General features: G+C 67.8%; 20 protein-coding genes. 7 read left to right on the plus strand and 13 right to left on the minus strand.

Going from position 1 to position 18,196, the window contains the following annotated elements:
* Positions 1–2: 2 nt before the first annotated feature.
* A complete protein-coding gene (locus EDF24_RS12795; RefSeq protein ID WP_123703255.1) occupies positions 3–323 on the minus strand; it encodes a Sec-independent protein translocase TatB in 321 nt (106 codons plus the stop codon).
* Between EDF24_RS12795 and EDF24_RS12800 the strand changes: the two genes are divergently transcribed.
* Entirely contained in the window at positions 318–557 is a 240-nt protein-coding gene (locus EDF24_RS12800; RefSeq protein ID WP_132048873.1) for a hypothetical protein, read from the plus strand. The genes EDF24_RS12795 and EDF24_RS12800 overlap by 6 nt on opposite strands.
* A gap of 36 nt (positions 558–593) precedes the next feature.
* A complete protein-coding gene (locus EDF24_RS12805; RefSeq protein WP_123703257.1) occupies positions 594–1,331 on the plus strand; it encodes a GAF and ANTAR domain-containing protein in 738 nt (245 codons plus the stop codon).
* Positions 1,332–1,380: 49 nt separating this feature from the next.
* Here EDF24_RS12805 and EDF24_RS12810 read toward each other — a convergent pair whose 3' ends face one another.
* Genes EDF24_RS12810 through EDF24_RS12825 form a run of 4 tightly spaced genes read right to left on the minus strand, consistent with a single transcriptional unit; the run spans position 1,381 to position 6,533 of the window.
* Positions 1,381–2,391 carry a carbohydrate ABC transporter permease gene (locus tag EDF24_RS12810; RefSeq protein ID WP_123703258.1) on the minus strand — a complete coding sequence of 337 codons (1,011 nt, stop codon included), beginning with the start codon at positions 2,389–2,391 and terminating at the stop codon, positions 1,381–1,383.
* Positions 2,391–3,359, minus strand: a complete 969-nt coding sequence (locus EDF24_RS12815) for a carbohydrate ABC transporter permease (protein ID WP_185017216.1) — start codon at positions 3,357–3,359, stop codon at positions 2,391–2,393. The genes EDF24_RS12810 and EDF24_RS12815 overlap by 1 nt, the downstream gene beginning before the upstream one ends.
* Before the next feature lies 1 nt (position 3,360).
* On the minus strand, positions 3,361–4,737 hold the full coding sequence (locus EDF24_RS12820; protein WP_243698312.1) for an ABC transporter substrate-binding protein: 1,377 nt from the start codon (positions 4,735–4,737) through the stop codon (positions 3,361–3,363).
* Positions 4,738–4,778: 41 nt separating this feature from the next.
* Complete coding sequence (locus tag EDF24_RS12825) at positions 4,779–6,533, minus strand: alpha-amylase family glycosyl hydrolase (RefSeq protein ID WP_123703259.1); 1,755 nt, start codon at positions 6,531–6,533, stop codon at positions 4,779–4,781.
* Between the two features lie 135 nt (positions 6,534–6,668).
* Here EDF24_RS12825 and EDF24_RS12830 point away from each other — a divergent pair, with 135 nt between their 5' ends.
* Both EDF24_RS12830 and EDF24_RS12835 read left to right on the plus strand, forming a co-directional pair.
* Positions 6,669–7,679, plus strand: coding sequence for a LacI family DNA-binding transcriptional regulator (locus tag EDF24_RS12830; RefSeq protein WP_123654311.1), 1,011 nt, complete (start codon positions 6,669–6,671; stop codon positions 7,677–7,679).
* 97 nt (positions 7,680–7,776) lie between these two features.
* Positions 7,777–8,121 carry a cupin domain-containing protein gene (locus EDF24_RS12835; protein ID WP_123703530.1) on the plus strand — a complete coding sequence of 115 codons (345 nt, stop codon included), beginning with the start codon at positions 7,777–7,779 and terminating at the stop codon, positions 8,119–8,121.
* Positions 8,122–8,142: 21 nt separating this feature from the next.
* Here the strand turns inward: EDF24_RS12835 and EDF24_RS19205 are convergent, their stop codons facing one another.
* Positions 8,143–8,898 (minus strand): PspA/IM30 family protein, encoded by a 756-nt coding sequence (locus EDF24_RS19205; protein WP_185021656.1) that lies wholly within the window; start codon positions 8,896–8,898, stop codon positions 8,143–8,145.
* Positions 8,895–9,452 carry a hypothetical protein gene (locus EDF24_RS19210; protein ID WP_185021657.1) on the minus strand — a complete coding sequence of 186 codons (558 nt, stop codon included), beginning with the start codon at positions 9,450–9,452 and terminating at the stop codon, positions 8,895–8,897. Before EDF24_RS19210 ends, EDF24_RS19205 begins: the two co-directional genes overlap by 4 nt.
* A 191-nt stretch (positions 9,453–9,643) precedes the next feature.
* Between EDF24_RS19210 and EDF24_RS12845 the strand changes: the two genes are divergently transcribed.
* Positions 9,644–11,338 carry a collagen-binding domain-containing protein gene (locus EDF24_RS12845; protein WP_123703261.1) on the plus strand — a complete coding sequence of 565 codons (1,695 nt, stop codon included), beginning with the start codon at positions 9,644–9,646 and terminating at the stop codon, positions 11,336–11,338.
* 19 nt (positions 11,339–11,357) lie between these two features.
* Here EDF24_RS12845 and EDF24_RS12850 read toward each other — a convergent pair whose 3' ends face one another.
* The 3 genes from EDF24_RS12850 to EDF24_RS12860 are packed head-to-tail and all read right to left on the minus strand — an operon-like array spanning position 11,358 to position 13,695.
* Positions 11,358–12,296, minus strand: coding sequence for an ABC transporter substrate-binding protein (locus tag EDF24_RS12850; RefSeq protein WP_123654316.1), 939 nt, complete (start codon positions 12,294–12,296; stop codon positions 11,358–11,360).
* Positions 12,296–13,075 (minus strand): ABC transporter permease, encoded by a 780-nt coding sequence (locus EDF24_RS12855; RefSeq protein WP_123654317.1) that lies wholly within the window; start codon positions 13,073–13,075, stop codon positions 12,296–12,298. Before EDF24_RS12855 ends, EDF24_RS12850 begins: the two co-directional genes overlap by 1 nt.
* Positions 13,076–13,077: 2 nt before the next feature.
* A complete protein-coding gene (locus EDF24_RS12860) occupies positions 13,078–13,695 on the minus strand; it encodes an ABC transporter permease subunit (RefSeq protein WP_311316807.1) in 618 nt (205 codons plus the stop codon).
* A 518-nt stretch (positions 13,696–14,213) separates the two neighbouring features.
* Here EDF24_RS12860 and EDF24_RS19215 point away from each other — a divergent pair.
* Together EDF24_RS19215 and EDF24_RS12865 are read left to right on the plus strand one after the other, a co-directional pair.
* Entirely contained in the window at positions 14,214–14,987 is a 774-nt protein-coding gene (locus tag EDF24_RS19215) for a hypothetical protein (RefSeq protein ID WP_185021658.1), read from the plus strand.
* Positions 14,980–16,131 (plus strand): XRE family transcriptional regulator, encoded by a 1,152-nt coding sequence (locus EDF24_RS12865; protein WP_185021659.1) that lies wholly within the window; start codon positions 14,980–14,982, stop codon positions 16,129–16,131. The genes EDF24_RS19215 and EDF24_RS12865 overlap by 8 nt, the downstream gene beginning before the upstream one ends.
* 76 nt (positions 16,132–16,207) lie before the next feature.
* Here the strand turns inward: EDF24_RS12865 and EDF24_RS19690 are convergent, their stop codons facing one another.
* Genes EDF24_RS19690 through EDF24_RS18910 form a run of 3 tightly spaced genes read right to left on the minus strand, consistent with a single transcriptional unit; the run spans position 16,208 to position 17,506 of the window.
* Complete coding sequence (locus EDF24_RS19690; RefSeq protein WP_185021660.1) at positions 16,208–16,462, minus strand: nucleotidyltransferase domain-containing protein; 255 nt, start codon at positions 16,460–16,462, stop codon at positions 16,208–16,210.
* 34 nt (positions 16,463–16,496) lie between these two features.
* Positions 16,497–17,144, minus strand: coding sequence for a hypothetical protein (locus EDF24_RS18905; RefSeq protein WP_148070886.1), 648 nt, complete (start codon positions 17,142–17,144; stop codon positions 16,497–16,499).
* Entirely contained in the window at positions 17,141–17,506 is a 366-nt protein-coding gene (locus EDF24_RS18910) for a hypothetical protein (protein WP_148070887.1), read from the minus strand. Before EDF24_RS18910 ends, EDF24_RS18905 begins: the two co-directional genes overlap by 4 nt.
* Positions 17,507–18,196: the final 690 nt, after the last annotated feature.

Raw genomic sequence — 18,196 nt, forward strand, 5'->3', positions numbered from 1 at the left:
GCTCACGTGCCCTCCGCGTCGAACGGCGCCACCTCCCCCGTTGCCAGCGGAACGACCGGCGCGGTTGCCCGGACCCGCGGCGCGGTCACCTGCACGGTCTCGACGACGGTCGGCACCAGGGCTTCGGCCGGCGCCGCCAACGCGTCCCGGACGATCCGCCGCGGGTCGTACTGCCGCGGGTCCAGCGACCGCCACTCGACGTCGTCGAAGTCCGGCCCCATCTCCTCGCGCAGCTGCGACTTCGCGTCCTGCGCGAATGCCCGCGCCGCCTTGACGAACTCCGCGAGCGTCTGCGCGTAGTGCGGCAGGTGCCGCTCGTGCACACCCTCACCGACACCGGCCGCGCAGCACTCGACGGTGGCCACGAGATCGCGGCGGAGGTGCTCCAGGACCTGTTCGCACCGTTGCACGAAGCGCAGCGAGGTGCCCTGATGGAGGCGCTCGCCGTGCTCACCGCTCAGGAGACGGTGATCGCCACGAGCCCCGCGACGCCGGCGAGGGAGAGCAGCACCACCACGAACGGGTCGATGCCCATCCGCGTTGCGCGGACTGTCTGAACGGTGCGTGATCTGTCTGGTCGTACGATCCGGGCCATGAGCACGACCGACGAACAGCCGCGCGGAGCGGACCGGTTCGAGCGCCTGTCCGCGGGACTCACCAGCGTCCTGGAACCGGAACTCGAAGTCCTCGACGCGATGGACCGCGTCATCGCTGCGTGCGTCGAGCTCACCTCGGCGACCGAGGCCGGGGTCGTCCTGGGTGACGCATCCGGCACCCTGCACGTGATCGCGTCGACCAGCGAGCGCAGCAGCGACGCGGAGGAGGCGCAGCTCGGCACGAACGAGGGCCCGTGCGTGGACTGCCACCGAACCGGGAAGGCGATCGACGTGCCGGACGTGGCCACCCACGAGTCGGTGTGGCCGGTGTTCACGGAGACCCTGCGCGGGCGAGGACTCCACGGGACGTTCGCCGAACCGATCCGGCTGCGGGACGCGACGATCGGCTCGTTGTGCGTCTTCGCAGCACACCGGGACGGACACGACGACAGCGACGTGGTGCTGATCCAGCTGCTCGCCGACGCCGCCTCCGCCGCACTCGTCCGGCAGCGGGACGGCGGGCGCCTGCACAGCCTCGACGAGCAGGTCCAGGACGCCCTCCAGGCGCGCGTGGTCGTGGAGCAGGCGAAGGGTGCGCTCGCGTTCCGACGTGGCATCCGCATCGACGAGGCCTTCCAGGTCCTCCGGCGCGCGGCGCACAGTGCTGGCAACGGCATGCGCGCCTCGGCCGAGGACGTCGTCCACCGCGGCTCGGACCTCGGGAGCACCGCCTGAGGAGCATCCGCGGCGGACACCGCTTCTAAGGGGACCCACCACCGCCGGTTCACCCCTTGACCGCGCCGCCCAGCCCCGCCGAGTTCAGGAACATCCGCTGGAACCCGAGGAACAGCACCACCGGGATGAGCGTGGAGATCGCCAGTGCCGCCAGGAACACGTCGAGCTCGGTCGTGGACTGGATGCTCGGCAGCCGCACCGAGAGCGGCTGGAGCGCCGGGTCCGGCAGGACGAGCAGCGGCCACAGGAAGTCCTTCCACGAGTTGATGACCGCGAACACGGACACCACCCCGAGGATCGGCTTGGACATCGGCAGCACCATCGACCAGAACATCCGGAACGGTCCGGCGCCGTCGGTCGACGCGGCCTCGAAGACCTCCCGCGGGAGCGCGTCGAAGAACCGCTTGACGAGCAGGATGTTGAACGCGTTGGCGCCGGCCGGCAGCCAGACCGCCCAGTACGTGTTGATGAGCGACGTCCCGATCACGGGCGGGTGCAGGATCGTCAGGTACAGCGGGACGAGCAGCACCACCGACGGGATGAACAGCGTGGAGAGCACCATGCCCTCGAGCACGCGCGCGTACGCCGGCCGCAGGATCGAGAGCACGTAGCCGCCGGTCGTCGCGACCAGGATCTGCATCACCCACGCCCCGATGGCCAGGACGAGCGTGTTCCCGAAGTACAGGCTGATGTGGACGTCGTTCCAGGCCGCGGAGAGGTTCGCCCAGTCGACGCCGTTCGGGAACAGCGCGAGCGGCGTGCGGAGCGTGTCCTGGGTCGGGGTGATCGCGGACTTGGCGAGCCAGAGCATCGGCCCGAGGCCGAGCCCGACCAGGCCGATGAGCAGCAGCCCGTTCAGCGAGAACAGTGACGCACGGACGGAGCGCCGGCCGCGGTCGGCACGCGCGATGATGCCGCGGCTGGTGCTGTCCACCGGGGCCGCCGACCGACGCGGCGGTCGGCGGACTGGCCGGAGCGGCGGTCGACGCACCGGTGCGACGCTCGCACCGGCGGGGTCGTCGGAGCCGAGGACGGGTGCGGAGGGAACCGTCGAGGTCATCAGACGCTCCACTTCTTCGTGAGCCGGAAGTACAGGATGCTGAGCGCCGCGAGCACGATCGCCAGCATGATGCTGAGCGCGGTGGCCGATCCGTAGTCGCCGCCGGTCGAGTTCGCGAACGCGTAGTCGTAGATCATCAGCAGGATCGTCGTGGTGGAGTTGTTCGGCCCGCCGCCGGTGAACAGGTACGGCTCGAGGAACACCTGCGCCGTCCCGATCACCTGCAGGATGAGCGTCACGAACAGCACGCCGCGGAGCTGTGGCAGCGTGACGTGCCAGATCTTCCGCCACACGCGGGCGCCGTCCACCTCGGCGGCGTCGTAGAGCTCGGGCGGCACCGAGAGCAGCGCCGCCAGGTAGATGATCACGGTGCCACCGGCCGCCGCCCACGTCGCCTCGAGCACCAGGGACGGCATCGCGGTGCCGGCGTTCTGCAGCCACGGCTGCGGCGGGATCCCGACGAAGCCGAGGATCGTGTTGAAGACACCGGTCGCGGATCCGTCGTAGAAGAACTTCCAGAGCAGCACCGCGACCACCGGCGGGACGACCACCGGCAGGTAGACCAAGGCGCTGAAGAAGCCCTTCGCCCGACGGAGCTCGCTCATCAGCACCGCCATCACGAGCGGCAGCGGGTAGCCGAACACCAGGGCCAGCACCGCGAACCACACGGTGTTGCCGATGGCCGTCGGCAGGAGCGGGTCGTGCAGGACGTTCGCGAAGTTGTCCCAACCGACGAACGTCGGCGCGGTCACCAGGTTCGTCTGCTGGAAGGACATCACCGTCGCGCGGACGATGGGCCACCAGGAGAACAGCCCGAAGACCAGGATCAGCGGGAGGGCGAAGACGAGCGTCGAGAGCCCACCCCGACGCAACCAGGTCGCGGGGGTGCGCCGCCGGTCCCGAGGACCGTCAGGGTCCGGACGGGAGGCTCGGCGCGGCTCCCGCAACCCGGTTGCGTTGGTCGTCATCTCACTTGGCCGAATCGAGCTTGGCCTGGATCTGCGTCTGCGCGTCCGACAGCAGCTTCGCCGGGTCCGCTGACTTGTCCGTCAGGACGGCCTGGACCACCGGGTCGAGCAGGCCGTAGAGCTCCTGCGTGTTCTTCGCCGGCTCCGGGACGATCGTCTGGTCGAACTGCTGCTCGGTGTACGGCTTCATCTGGTCGAGCGGCACGTTGATCCACTCCTTGGTCCACTCGAGGGTCTTGTCGTAGGTGGCCTTGTCGAAGACCGGGACCTGCGGCGCACCGACCGGCTGGTCGGAGGCGGCGAGGGTCTTCGCGTCGCGCTGGGCGTCGGCCTTCGTGAAGAGCTTCTGCATGTAGTAGAAGTCGATCCACTTGACCGCTGCGGCCTGCTGCTCGGCGGTCGACTTGGCGCTGACCGCGGCGAGCGTGCCACCGCCGAGCGCTCCGGCGTCCTTCCCGCTGAGGGGCACGACCGTCTCGCCGTAGGACTTCGGGTCGATCTGGTTCTGCGACACGAGCGAGCCGTAGTTGCCGCCGCCGGAGACGTACATGCCGACCTGGCCGGAGGCGAACGCCTGGTTGATGGCGTTCCAGTCGTAGAGGAAGTTGCCGCCCATCGAGTCGTCCTTCCACCGCATGTCCTGCATGAGCGTCAGGGCCTTCTCGTACGCGGCGGTGTCGACGGTGGCCTTGGTCTTCGCGCCGGAGCCGGTCTCCGCACGACCGCCCATCGCGTAGGCCAGTGACGTGAGGATCCAGCCGCCCGTGTTGCCCTGGGTCATCGTCGCGTAGCCGGCCTTGCCGGTCTTGTCGGCGATCTGCTTCGCGTCGGCGCGGACCTCGGCCCAGGTGGTCGGCGGCGAGTCCGGGTCGAGGCCGGCCTGGGTGAACAGGTCGCGGTTGTAGTGCAGCGCCTGGCCGTACGCCGCGATGGGGAGGGCTTCGATGTCGCCGTCCGCGTTCTCGCCGTTCTTCACGACGTTCGGGTTGAACTTCTCCGCGTACGGCAGCTTCGAGACCAGGCCGGAGATGTCCGCGATCTGGTTCTGCTGGATGAGCGACTTGCCGTCCGTGAACGGGATCGTGAACACGTCCGGCAGCGTGCCGCCGGCGAGCTCGGCGGCGAACGTCGTGCCGGTCCACGTGTACTCACGGCTCGTCACGGTGATCTTCGGGTTGGCCTTCTCGAACGCCTTCACCTGGTTCTGGAAGGCGACCTTGGCCGGCTTCTCGAGGCCGGCGTCGATGGCGACGACGATCTTGGTCTTCCCGTCGGAGCTGGCGGCGTTCGATCCGGTGCTGCAGCCGGCGAGCATGCCGATCGCTGCGGTGGTGGCGATCGCGGCGAACGCGATCCTGGTGCGTGACTTCATCGTCATGTCCTCTTGGTCGTGGAGCGGGTCGGGTGGTGCGTGCTGTGTCAGGCGGAACGGACGGTGAGCCAGACGCTCGTGTCCGGGGGCAGGGTGTGGTCGGGGAGGGGTCCGCTCGCGAGCAGGACGTCGGCGTCGTCGGGGAGCGGCACCGCGGTCGTCCCGCAGTTCGTGCGGTGGAGCAGTGCGCCCCGGTGGAACGCGATGACGTCGGGGGCGTCGTCGTCCCAGACGAGGTCGCCGTGCTGCAGGTCGTCGCCACGGCGGAGTTCGAGCACCCGGCGGTACAGGGACAGCGTCGACGCGGGGTCGTCCTGCTGCGCGGCCACCGAGTACGTCCCCCAGTCCGCGGGCTGCGGGAGCCACGGCTCGCCGGTGGCCCCGGCGGGGCTGAAGCCGGCCGTCGCGGGGTCGGTCGTCCACGGCAGCGGGACACGGCACCCGTCGCGGCCCGGGTCGACACCCCCGGAACGGTGGTGCATCGGGTCCTCGATCCGGTCGAGCGGGATGTCCTCCACCTCGGGCAGCCCGAGCTCGTCGCCCTGGTAGACGTAGAGCGCACCGGGGAGCGCGGCGGCGAGCATCGCGGCGGCCCGGGCACGTCGGGCGCCGACGACGAGGTCGCTCGGCGTCCCGAACCGCTTGGTGTCGAACGCGAACGCGCTGTCCTCGCGCCCGAACCGGGTCACCGGGCGGGTGACGTCGTGGTTCGAGAGCACCCACGTCGCCGGGGCGCCGACGGGTCCGTGCACGGCGAGGGTCTCCTCGATCGCGGCACGGAGTCCCTCGGCGCCCCACGGCCGCGCCATGAAGTCGAAGTTGAACGCCATGTGGATCTCGTCGGGCCGCAGGTAGAGCGCGAACCGCTCGAGGTCCGCCAACCAGATCTCCCCCACGAGGACCCGGTCGCCGAGGGTGTCCCCGTCGTCCGTCGCCGCACGCGCGGTGTACTCGTCCGCGACCGCACGCCATCCGCGGTAGATCTCGTGCAGGTCGTCGCGGTCGACGTTGGGGTGCTGCCCGGCGGGGTACTCCCCCACGATCTCCGGCAGCGCCGGGTCCTTCGCCACGAGTGCGGCGGAGTCGATCCGGACACCGGCGACCCCGCGGTCGAGCCAGAACCGGAGGACGTCCTCGTGCTCACGCCGGACGTCCGGGTGGTCCCAGTTCAGGTCCGGCTGCTCGGGGGTGAACAGGTGCAGGTACCACTGCCCTGGCGTGCCGTCGGGGTCCGTGGTCCGCGTCCAGGTGCTGCCGGAGAAGCTCGACGGCCAGTTGCCGGGCGGCAGGTCCCCGTCCGGTCCGAGCCCGTCGCGGAACCAGAACCGGGCCCGGGCGTCGCTGCCCGGTTCGCTCGCGAGTGCCTCCTGGAACCAGGCGTGCTGGTCGGACACGTGGTTCGGGACCACGTCGACGATCGTGCGGATGCCGAGCGCGGCGGCCTCGGCGATGAGCGCCTCGGCCACGGCGACGTCGCCGAAGTCCGGGTGGATCGCGCGGTAGTCCTCGACGTCGTACCCACCGTCGGCCAGCGGTGAGCGGTACCAGGGGGTGAACCAGATCGCGTCGATGCCGAGGGCGGCGAGGTACCCGAGCCGTGACCGGACGCCCGCGAGGTCGCCGATCCCGTCGCCGTTCCCGTCCGCGAAGCTGCGCACGTAGACCTGGTAGATCGCGGCGGTGCGCCACCACTCCTGGTCGGTGACCGGCGTCGTGGAGCCGATCCGAGCCTCCAGACCGGGTTCGTCGGAGGCCGACGTGCCGGGCGTGGCCGCGGTGTCACGGGGCGGGCTGAGCGTCATCGTCCGGTCCTTCCGACGGTCGGGCGACAGTGCCTCGACCGGATTTGGTTTAGCGCTATACTCGGCGCTGGAGTGACAATATGGTGCTCCGCTCCCGGATGTCAACTCCCCTCACGAAGCAGGAACGAACCGCCCGTGCCCGTCACCCTCAAGGACATCGCCGCCGAGGCCGGAGTCAGCCTCATGACGGTCTCGAACGTCGTGAACGGCAACCACGACAAGGTCTCCGCCGGCACCATCGAGCGCGTCCGCGCCATCGTCGATCGGCGCGGCTACGTGGCCAACGCGTCCGCGCGGAGCCTCGCCGCGAAGACCTCACGGCTGATCGGCCTGCTCGTCCCGTCATCCGAACACGACATCCTCGTGCTCAGTCCGCACAACGTCGCGGTGTTCGGGTTCCTGGAACGGCAACTCCGCGATCGCGGCTACCACCTGCTGTTCCGCGGCGTGAACGAGACCGCCGAGGTCGACGTCGCACTGCGGTCCTGGAACCTCGACGGCGCGGTCGTGCTCGGGTTCCTCGACGAAGAGGTCGACGGTTTCCGACCGACCGGCGGCACCCCGATCCTGGCGCTCGACAGCTACTCCGCGAACACCCGGACCACCGGGGTGCGCTCCGACGACCGCGAGGGCGGACGGCTCGCGGCCGAACACCTGCTCGCCCTCGGACACCGGCGGATCGCGTTCGCCAGCCCGGCGTTCTCCGACGTGGGCCTGGTCCGCCAGCGCTTCGAGGGGTTCCTGCAGGCGCACCTCGAGGCGGGCGTGGCATGGGACCCGGCCGACCAGGTCGTCGTCGACCCGACGTGGGAGTTCGGCGTCACCGCCGGCGCAGCGCTCGCCGGCGACCACCCGCACGTCACCGCCGTGTTCGCCACGGCCGACATCCTGGCCGTCGGCATCACGGAGGGGCTCCGGCAGGACGGCCGCTCCGTCCCCGGCGACGTGTCGATCGTCGGCTTCGACGACATCGACGTCGCGCACTACGTCACGCCGAAGCTGACGACCGTCCGCCAGGACGTCGCGGCGAAGGGGTCGATCGCGGCGAGCATGCTCCTCGACGAGGTGCAGGGCCGGGGTGCACCCGGCGAGCCCGTGGTCATCCCCGTGGAGCTGGTCGTACGGGAGTCGACGGCGGCGCGCTGAGCGCTCCGCGCGGTCCGGTGCCCCGATCCGCGGCGTTCCGGCGTCGACCGGAGGACGATGGTGGGCACCGACGCACATGAACGGAAGCGAGTCGACGATGACCGCAGACGATCCCCTGGAGACGGACCCGGAGCACTACCGGCTGCTGTGGGAGAACGAGCACGTCCGGGTGCTGGACTACACGGACGAGCCGGGCGACCAGACCCACCCGCACCGGCACCCGAACAGCGTGATGGTGACGCTGACCGCGTTCGAACGGCAGCTCGCCGCTGACGACCGGACCGTGGACGTCGCGCTCCCCGCCGGGAAGGCCGTGTGGCTCGCCGCGCAACGACACTCCGGCCGCAACACCGGCGCGACCCCGACACACACCGTCCTCATCGAGCTGAAGGACGCGCCAGGGGGCGGAGCGCCGACATCCGTCCTCGGCCCGGTGCCGTGACCCGCCGTGGCCGTTCCGGGGTCAGCGCGGACCGTCGATCTCGAGCCAGGACCCGGCACCGCCCCGAGCGTCGCCGTCGATCCCGGGTCGTTCCCGCAACGCGGCGAGTTCCCGGTCGATCGCGGAGCGGTCCGCCGTCGACCCGAGTTGCCGGTCGAGGTCCGCGTCCGGTTGGCCCGTGACGTCGGGGATGCCGTTCGTCGCGAGGAGCTCGTCGGTGGCCGCAGCTCGAGCCTGCATCTGCGCGATGCGTTCCCTGGCGTGGTCGAGCCGTGCCGCGGCCTGGTCGAACTGACCGCTGATGCCGGCGACCGCCTCGTTGACGCGGACCTGTGCCGCTGAGGCCGCGTAGGAGGCCTTGATCGTCTCCTTCTCGATCCGGAACGCCGCGAGCCGTTCGCGGAGCCGCTGCTCCGTCTCCTGCAGCCGGGTCTGCTGGCGTTCGAGCCCCTCGAACTGCACGCGGAGCGTCGCGACCTGCGCGGCGACCGACGTCCGTCGTTCCAGGGCGATCCGAGCGAGGTCCTCGCGTCCTTGGTCGATCGCCTCCCGCGCCTGCTCGCCGAGCCGCGCGTACCGGGCGCCCTCCTCCTGTCCCTGGAGTTCGACGCGCTTGCGGGCCGTGGCGATGTCGGCGATCCCGCGGCGCACCTGCTGGAGCATCTCGGCCTCACGGTCGTAGGTGTCGTCGAGGGCGTCGCGTGGGTCGTCCATCCGGTCGATCGCTCGGGCGGCCTTGCCCTGCATGATGGCCTTCAGGCGTCCGGTGTTGCTCACGGTCGGTCCCTTCGTGTCAGGTCTCGGTACGCATTCGTCCCGGCCGCCAGCGCGGCCGCTTCCCGGTCGACGTCGTCCCGGAGGATCGAGATCCGTCCGCCGGTCTCGCTGGTGACGGAACGGATCGTGCTCGAGAGACGGTCGACGATGCCGGACAGCTCGGCGGCCTGACTCCGGAGCGCCGGCAGCTCGACCGCGACCCGGCCGGCGTCGTGGTCGGTCAGGAGGAACGCGATCGCTCCGTCGACGGAGGCCGCACCCGCATCGATGCGGAGGACGAGCCGTCGGACTCCGGGCTCCGCTCGGTCGACCGCGATCGCGTAGGCGAGCGCCGCATGCGCCCGTTCGACCGTGCGAGCGAGGTCCGCCCTGAGCGCGATCGCGGTCCGCCGTGGTCCGGGCGTCGTCGCCATCCGGACCCGCCAGCCGATCGTCCGGACGGTCGTGCTGCGTCGGAGGGCGCGGGCCATCCGCAGCACGATGATCGCCACTGCCGCCCAGAACGCGATGAGCGCCACCACGAGCGAGACCAGCACCCAGCCGAGAACGTCCATCGAGAACCTCCTGCCGACCAGGATCACTCGCGCCGCGGCGACGGACCATCACCCGAACAGGGCGATATCGAGCGGTCCGGTCCCGCCGGGACCGCCCTCGGGTCTACGGTCGGGCGGACCGGGGAAACCAGGGCCCCGGGGTTGGGGATCACTGTGGCGTGGAGCAGGGTCGATGCGACCGTGAGCAGCAGATGACCAGTGCGACGCGAGTGCGTCGGATCACCGCGACGGGTGTCGTCGGTGCGGCGATCGGGGCGTTCGCCCTCACGGCAGCCTCAGCGGGACCGGCGCAGGCGGCGGACGTCGCTCCGGTCAACCCCGTCACCGTGCCGGTCGACGGCCACGCGGCGAACCAGGGATTCCTGGTGTTCGTGCAGGGCGACGTCGCACTCTCCGCCGACGAGGCAGAGGGCACAGTCGCCGCGGGCGGGGACCTGGCGTTCGACACGGACTACAACATCGCGGCCGGCAGCGTCCCGATCGGCGCGCCCACGCTGCCCGGCGACGACCGTCCGACGTACCTCTACGTCCAGGGCGGTGTCCAGTTCCCCGCGGACAGCGGCGCGATCCTCCGTGTCCTCAACGGCGGGCTCACACACGTCGGCGACACGTCGACCTACGACGCGTTCGACGCCGACCAGAACGGGGCGTCGATCGCCTACCGGATCGCTCCGGAGGGCGGCACCGCCGAGAGCATCCCCCGCATCGAGGGGACCGTCGCCGAGCCGGCTGCCACCGTCCCACGGCTGGCCGACCCGTCGGTCCTCGACTTCGATGCGTCCTTCACCCGCTACCGCGCGCTCTCGACCGACATCGGCACGTGCCCGGCGACGACCACCCTCGCGGACGACGAGGGCACGCCCGTCACCAGCCCCGTCCCCGACGGGTCGGCCGCCCGTGTCGCGATCCGACCGGGCGTGACGAACGTGCTGACCGTCTCCGCGGCCGACCTCGACGCCCTCGGGCAGCTCACCTTCGACGGGCTCCCCCGATCGGACAGCCCGCTGGTGGTCAACGTCACCGGGACGTCGTTCGACGGGTCCATCCCGAACCTCGCGAACCTGACCAACGGGCAGGCCCCGTTCGTGCTGTGGAACTTCCCCGACGCGACGACCGTCCACGTCACCGGTGCCGACGCGCTCGAAGGCACCATCTACGCGCCACGTGCCCTCCTGCAGTGGGACGTCACACAGAACATCGAGGGCAACGTGATCGCCGCGTCCTTCGTCCACGGGGTCCCGGCCCGACCAGGCCCCGCCCCGCGTGAGATCCACGGCTTCCCCTTCGCGGCCGAGGTGTCGTGCGTCACGACCGATGCCGTGACGGGGAACCTGACGCTCGTCAAACAGGTCGACGGCGGCACGGCCTCCGCGTCCGACTGGACGCTGACCGCTGCCGGTGCCGGTGCCGGGGCCACGACCATCAGCGGTCAGAGCGGCAGCTCCGCGGTGACCGACCAGACCGTCGCTGCGGGCGACTACACGCTCTCCGAGTCGGGCGGCCCCGACGGGTACACGGCTGGCGACTGGACGTGCGTCGGCGCGCGGGTCACCGGCGCGACGGTCACCGTCGAGGGCGGTGACGACGTGGTGTGCACCATCGTCAACACGGCCGTGTCGCCGACACCGACACCCACCCCGACGGCGCAACCGACTCCGACCCCCACCGGCACGCCGGCCCCGGACGCCGGGCCGCCGTCGGACCCGGGTGCTGGCGCAGGGCCGGAGATCACCGGTGACGGTGGGGAATCGCCCTGGGCGGATGCGGGCTCGCTCGCCTTCACCGGGTACGACCCGCTCGGGCTCACACTCGTTGCGGGAGCGCTCCTGCTCGGCGGGCTCACGCTGACCATCGTCGTCGCACGGCAGCGCGCACGTCGCTCGTGACCCGACGACCCACTCTGGGCTACCGCAGCAGCCCTTCCTTGGTCAGCCAGTCCTTCGCCGCGGTCGCGGCTTGGGCCTTCTCGCTCCCTTCGACACGGTTGCGCAGCGCGATGAGGTCGTCTGTGGTGAGCTTCGCGGAGATCTTGTTCAACACCGAAGCGAGTTTCGCGCTGGAGATCTTCTTGTTGAGGAACGGCAGGACGTTCTGCGCCGCGATCAAGTTCTCGGGGTCCTTCAGCACGAGCAGCTTCTTCGTCACGAGGTCGGGCGACGTCGTGTAGATGTCGGCCACCTGCACCGTGTCGTCGACGAGCGCCTTGACCGTGTCGGGTCCGCCGTAGTCCTCGATCGACTTGAACGTCACCTTGTCGACGCCGTACGTCGACTTGAGCCCGGGGATGCCGTAGGGAAGTGTGCCGAACTGCGGGTTGGCTCCGAGCGTGAACGGCTGGATCTTCGACAGGTCCGAGATCGACGTGAGGCCCTCCTTCGCCGCCTCCGCCTGGGTCACGACGTACGCGTCCTTGTCCTGCGCCGGCGACGGGTCGAGCACCTGGAAGTCGCTCGGGACCTCGGTCTTCAGCGCCGCGTCGACGTCCGCTGTCGTCTTCGCGGTGGCCTTGGTGTCGTAGAAGAACAGCAGGTTGCCGTTGTACTCCGGCATGAGGTTGATCGAACCGTCCTTGAGCGCGGGGATCGTGGTCTGCCTGGGGCCGAGGTTGAACTTGGTCGTCACGTCGAACCCCGCGTCCTTCAGGGCCAGCGCGTACATGTTGCCGAGGATCTCGCTCTCCGGGAAGTTGAACGAACCGACCACGATCGGCGTGCTGCCCGATCCGGAGCTGCCGCCTGGAGCCGCCTTCGTGGGATCAGAAGTGGAACATCCGGAGAGGGCGACGATCGTTCCGATCGCCACCACGCCCGCGAGGATGCGTGTCGTGGTGCCTGCTGTGAACATCAGTGGTCCCTTTCGTCGACGGTGGATACCGTCACCGCGCGGCGCCGGGATGGCAGCGTACGGACGTGTGTGCGACGGCGGCGGGTCGGTGCTTCGTGGCCGCGTCGGGTGAGGCGCTGCGCGAGCGCGAAGAGCCCGTCGATCACGAGGGCGAGCACCGTCACGAGCAACGCGCCACCGAGGATGAGGTCGTTGTCGTTCAGGCTGATCCCGGTCGAGATGATCGCACCGAGCCCGCCGAGTGAGACGTACGACGCGATGACCACCGTCGCGATGACCTGCAGGACCGATGCGCGGATCCCGCCGATGATGAGCGGCAGCGACAGCGGGATCTCGACCTTCCAGACGATCTGCAGTTCGGTCATCCCGATCGAGCGGGCGGCATCCACCGTCTCCGGATCCACGGACTCCACTCCTGCGTACGCCCCGGCGAGGATCGACGGGATCGCCAGGACGACGAACGCGATGATGGACGCGAAGAACGCGGTCTGCGTGAACGGCACGGTCAACCCGATGACGACGAAGAGGGTGCCGAGCAGACCCAGGGTCGGCAGGGCGCGCATGCCGCCGCTGAAGGCGATGACGAACCCGCGTCCGCGTCCGGTGTGGCCGATGTACAAGCCCAGTGGAAGCGCGATCAGGGCTGCGATCGCGACGGAGATGAACGTGTACAGCAGATGCTCGACGATCCGGTCCTGGATCGGGAGCGGAGTCTGGAGGCCGGGACGGTAGTTCGCCGGGTCGAGGAGCCAAGCGACGGCGTTGAGGAAGAACTGCACGGTCAGGCCCCGCGTTCGATCGTCGCCAGCGCTGCGCGCCGCCGTGGCCGGAGCGGGGTTCGACGCGACCACGGCATCAGCACGCGCCCGATCGCCACGAGGACGGCGTCGAAGACCAGTGCGATGACGAGGCTCGCCACCACGCCGACGAGGATCTCTTCGAGGAACTGCCGCTGTCGCCCGTCGGTGAACAGGAAGCCGATGTTCGCGGAACCGACGAGGGCGCCCACCGAGACCAGGGCAACGGTGCTCGCGGAGACCACCCGCATCCCTGCGAGGAGGACGGGGCCGGCCAACGGGAACTCGACCGCCCAGAAACGGTGCCACGCCGAGAAACCCACCGAGGTGGCCGAGTCGATGACGTCCGCCGAGACGGCGCCGAACGCGTCGGACGACAACCGCACCATGATGGCGACCGCGTAGACGGAGAGCCCGACGACGATGTTGACGGGATCCGTGATGCGTGTCCCGAGCAGGTACGGGAGGATCACGAAGAGCGGCAGGGACGGGATCGTGTAGAGCAGACTGCCGCCGCCGACGATGACCGATCGAACTGCGCGCCAACGGTTCGCCACCCACCCCAGCGGCACCGCCACGACGAACCCGAGGACGATCGGCACGGCGGCGAGCGCCGTGTGCGTGACGGTGAGGCTCCAGATGAGACCGAAGTTCGCGGTGATCCAGTGCAGGTCAGCACCCCAATCCTCATCGGAAGGCCAGCGGATGGGGCCTTCGTCCCGCAGGGCTGCTGCGTCCGTCTGAGAGTAGCCGCGCAGGACGGTTCTGACCGGGTGGCTGGCTGGCGAGGTGTTCGGCTTATTCGCGGATGCCAGTGATCACGCGGATCGCGGATCCCAGTACTGACGGGCGTTCCACGGGTTACGGGGATCTCTTCCACGGTCTCGTTCCAGACCGAGCGAGGCGGCTCATCACATCTTCGGACCTGCGTTGACCTGCCTGGACAAGAATTTGGTTCTCGAAGGAGAGCGCTGCGAGTGGCCCACTCCTACGCGCGGCACCCTGGCGCCTGGCCAAAACGAAACTCACGAAAAGCGAACACATCGTGCGCGAATCTGAAGCATAGGTGCTACTCTTAGGTCAAGAACTCCAGGAGCACCACCTACCCGAAAGGTACCTCATGGTCTCGACCCCCTTGTGGCTGCGCCAGCTCCTCGGCACTGACGCCGAGGACGTCATCGAAGCCGTCTTCAGCTGCATCGACTCCGCCCACCGCGACGCTAGCGACGCTCAGGACGCAGGCAGGCTTCGCAAGCGCACCACATACGGCGCAACGTTCTGGCTGTCCGTGTACGACCAGCTGATCGACCGCTTCGACGGCATGCCAGGGGCAACGCGCTTCCACCCTCGCGGCGCACCCTACGACCTCGTCGTCCTCAACGGCGTCCTGCTGTACCCGATCAAGGTGGGTGACAGCCTCAAGCGCGCCGTTCGGGACGGACGCGTCGCCGACCAACGGATCCGGAAGGGCATCCTCGAGATGGCGCGCCGCTACAGCCTGAACCACGGTTTCGATCTCGCGGGGCTCGTCGATGACGACGGCACCGAGTGGGACGAACTGCCGCCGATCATCCCCGAGGGACAGGTCGCCGAGATCCTTCTCGTGCCCTACATCAGCAACGCAGAAGCGGGAGTACTCGCGGCCGGACTCGGCCAAGGTAGCCTGCAGACCCCGAAGTCCATCACGTGGGAGCACTACGTCGATGTGGACCTCGACCTCTATCGGAGCGCCCCGCAACGCGTCGATGTCGACACCGACGACAACCGATTCGACAACGCACCGCTGCCGAACCCGACGTTTGGCATCCGCGCGGCAGCCGTCGACAACCCTGAGGAAGTCGACGAGGGCACCGAACACGGAGCCGAGGAGGAGAAGAGTGGCACGGGTGACTGACCAGTTTCCGTCTTCGGCGAAGGCCGACGATGTCGCGCGGCTCTTCGACCCCGCTCGGCTCCGCCAAGCAAGGCGCTTGACGATGATGACGAAGCAGGCGCTCGCTGAGAAGGTCGGCGTTTCGCCAGCGGCTGTTGGGCAGTACGAGTCTGGTGTCCACAACCCGAAAGCGGATGTACTTCGCGCACTGGCGGACAGTCTTGACGTTCCAATCGAATTCTTCGCCCCGGACCGACCACTGACATCCCTTGACAGTTCCGACGCGCACTTTCGCTCGCTGCGCTCCACGAGCGTCGGGCAACGCAACAAGGCGCTCGCGTTCACAGAGCAGGTGTGGGAGCTAACGCATGCATTGGAACGCTGGGTGCAGTTCCCCGAAGTCAATCTCCCCCAGACCCTCAACGGAAGCTCGCGGGATCGGTCTAGGGCCGAGCTCCGAGACGCAGCGGACATGCTCCGGACACACTGGGGCATCCCTCTGAACGAGCCGTTTGCACACCTCACTCGGACTTCTGAGACGAATGGCGTCGTTGTCGTCTTCGCCGCGTTCGCCGGCGCAGGAGAGAAACAACGCATCGACGCGTTCTCAACGTCCAAACTCTCGAGGCCAATTGTCGTAACGCCGCCGGACCGCGCCGAAGGCGTCTTCAAGCATCGGTTTAACCTCGCGCACGAGATCGGCCACCTACTTCTACATCGCGAGGAGGTCCACGGAGAGCTCATCATCGAACGCGAAGCGAATGCTTTCGCAGGCGAGCTTCTCATGCCTGAGCGTGCGATGCGAAACGTGCTGAAGCCACGGATTGATTGGGACAACTTAAGCAAGCTGAGCCATAAGTGGGGCGTAGAGATGAAGGCACTAATATTCCGCTCCCGCGAACTCGGCATCCTCTCCGATTCGTCCGCCCGGCGCGCGTACCAGCGGATCGAAGTCATGCGATCCGCCAACCTTCTGACAAACCTGTCGACCGCCGAGTTTGAGGGCGAGATTCCAGTACTGCTGCAACGCGCGTTCGAGTACGCGACAACCGAAGGGGTCACTGTCGAGTCACTCGCCCAACAGCTGCGATGGCGCCCACTTACTGTCAAAACACTTCTCGGCGTTACAGGCGATAGCAGACCAAAGCTGCGAGCGCTGTTGTAACCCCTAACGCTCGCAACTCAGGCGGCCATGCTCGAGCTCATCGAGTCACGCAACGCTGAGAAAGCACATTGTACATTTAAACTTCGCGGGCAGGACCGAGGACCAAGCGTGCCCCCTCCGACCGAATGAAGTCAAAATGGCGCTCCTCTTCTGGCGTCATGGAGATCACATCGACCGGCAGGTCCGAGGGAAGCTCATACAGGTCCCTTAGGAACGCCCGTAGCTGCTCTAGATTCCGGTAAATCACGAGAATATCGATGTCTCGATACTTTGACTCCCCGCGCGTAAACGACCCGAATCCGTAAACCTGAACGTTGGCGTGCGCGGACACAACGTGGCGTAACGCCTCCCAGTTCCGCAATCCTTCAGGTCTTAGCAAGTGCGGACATAAGTTGCCCGGGCCTCACGAAAACCTCAATGCCCGCATCAGCCGCAGCTTTGTAAAGACCTAGAGCAGGCCCGGCACCATTCGGGTTCGTGCAGTAGTAGTAGTCAAAAAGACCCTGCGCAAGCTCGTCAAAAAACTGCGCAGTCGTTGGTTCATAACCAATATCCAGTACAACCGACTTTATAACACCTGTACGACACTCGACTTCGAATCGATTTAGGCCAACCCGGCTAATCTTGACCACATTGGAGAGGCCATGTATGTGAGCGAACGCAAATCGGATGCTCGGACTGACGTACTCGCTCGGCTCCTCCTGATCGACAGCCCGAATTGCGTCTGCCCAGTCACAGAGTACAACGCCATGACTATCGGCCTCGACGAAAGCAAGGCCATCTACCCGTATGGGTTTGTGCATCAGGAGAACGAGCTCAGCTTCTGGGTAGTCCTCAACCAATCTGGCCACCATCGAGCCCGTAACCACCGGGTCGTCCAGGGCACCAAGGCCGATACGGCGTCCATCGTCGCGTTGAAGCCATGCGAAGCTGTCAGCAACGTTCTCATACGTCCCGATCGAGTCTGACTTCGAGCTCAGCCACCTCGCTGCGCGTGCAGCCTCGCCCGTCATGAGTTCACGTCCAGCGGCTCGGCGATGGCGCCCATCCCGCGCGGCCATCGGGATCCTCCGGGAATTGGGGCCTCGCCTAGGTGGCGTCGTTCGAGGTCCAAGACGTGCTGACGGAGAGCTGCCACAGTTTCTCTTTCATCTTCAGTCAGAAGCCGCTCGTTGACCTCGAGAAGGCGAACGACGGTGAGGTTGTTCGGCAGAATGTCTTCGCGCACTTTGACCCGCCAAGTGTCCGCGCGATCATCGTATGGCATCACGAAAGGGGCGGAATCTGGGCCAAACTCAGCGTGAATGAGCTTGTTGAGGCGCAGAAGCGGGTCGATCGCTCCTCGAAGACTCTCACGGTCATTGAATGTCTGCACGCCGAATACTGCGTCGAGTCTCGCTCGGTGCGAAGATTTCCATTCGCGGAGTAGATCGACAGGGTAGTCAGCGTCAGCCTTGTCTACGACCTTATGGCAGTTCGCGCAAAGCACTAGCAGGTTCGCATCGCCCGCTCGCTCGGTCTCACCGACACGATCATCACCACGAGCACCGCCGGGGCTCGCAGCGATGATGTGCGCGAGCTCCGCGAAATGTACAGTTTGCCCAGAAAAGGTTGTCTTGAAGATGCTCTGGTTGCAGTCAGGATTCTGACAAAATCCCCCGGACTCTGCAAGGAGGACGTTCTTTGTTGCTTGACTTGCGTCACTGCCGCCGCGCGCACACGATCTTGACACAGCCATCCCTCTTGTCGAGTTCCCATCAACGCGGGCCAACCCATGTTTGGCTCAGCCCGCAACCACGCTACCGCGGATCGGAAGCGAAAGACGGACGTGCTCTGGCGCGGTTTTCGGAAGCAACGCTTGGCTCTAGCGGGGAGGTCCGTCGCCGACCTCGGCAAGCAGGGCACCGCCCCACCACCCCCTCGATTGCCGCGTCCGACTGCATGTGCCAGTCCGCATCTGGTCGTAGCCAAAGACACCCGGAATCCGGCCAACGGCGCCGATAACGCTCAGTATGTCTGCGCGATGTTGCGGTGCCCCAGCTTGGGAGCCGCTCATGCTCAGCGC

This window comes from Curtobacterium sp. PhB130 (genome assembly GCF_003755165.1).
GTDB lineage: Bacteria > Actinomycetota > Actinomycetes > Actinomycetales > Microbacteriaceae > Curtobacterium.

Bases quoted from the DNA above. Each gene is read 5' to 3' on its own strand.
- EDF24_RS12805 (WP_123703257.1), top strand. From the start codon at position 594: ATGAGCACGACCGACGAACAGCCGCGCGGAGCGGACCGGTTCGAGCGC.
- EDF24_RS12810 (WP_123703258.1), bottom strand. From the start codon at position 2,391: ATGACCTCGACGGTTCCCTCCGCACCCGTCCTCGGCTCCGACGACCCC.
- EDF24_RS12815 (WP_185017216.1), bottom strand. From the start codon at position 3,359: ATGACGACCAACGCAACCGGGTTGCGGGAGCCGCGCCGAGCCTCCCGT.
- EDF24_RS12820 (WP_243698312.1), bottom strand. From the start codon at position 4,737: ATGACGATGAAGTCACGCACCAGGATCGCGTTCGCCGCGATCGCCACC.
- EDF24_RS12825 (WP_123703259.1), bottom strand. From the start codon at position 6,533: ATGACGCTCAGCCCGCCCCGTGACACCGCGGCCACGCCCGGCACGTCG.
- EDF24_RS12835 (WP_123703530.1), top strand. From the start codon at position 7,777: ATGACCGCAGACGATCCCCTGGAGACGGACCCGGAGCACTACCGGCTG.
- EDF24_RS19210 (WP_185021657.1), bottom strand. From the start codon at position 9,452: ATGGACGTTCTCGGCTGGGTGCTGGTCTCGCTCGTGGTGGCGCTCATC.
- EDF24_RS12845 (WP_123703261.1), top strand. From the start codon at position 9,644: ATGACCAGTGCGACGCGAGTGCGTCGGATCACCGCGACGGGTGTCGTC.
- EDF24_RS12850 (WP_123654316.1), bottom strand. From the start codon at position 12,296: ATGTTCACAGCAGGCACCACGACACGCATCCTCGCGGGCGTGGTGGCG.
- EDF24_RS19215 (WP_185021658.1), top strand. From the start codon at position 14,214: ATGGTCTCGACCCCCTTGTGGCTGCGCCAGCTCCTCGGCACTGACGCC.
- EDF24_RS18905 (WP_148070886.1), bottom strand. From the start codon at position 17,144: ATGACGGGCGAGGCTGCACGCGCAGCGAGGTGGCTGAGCTCGAAGTCA.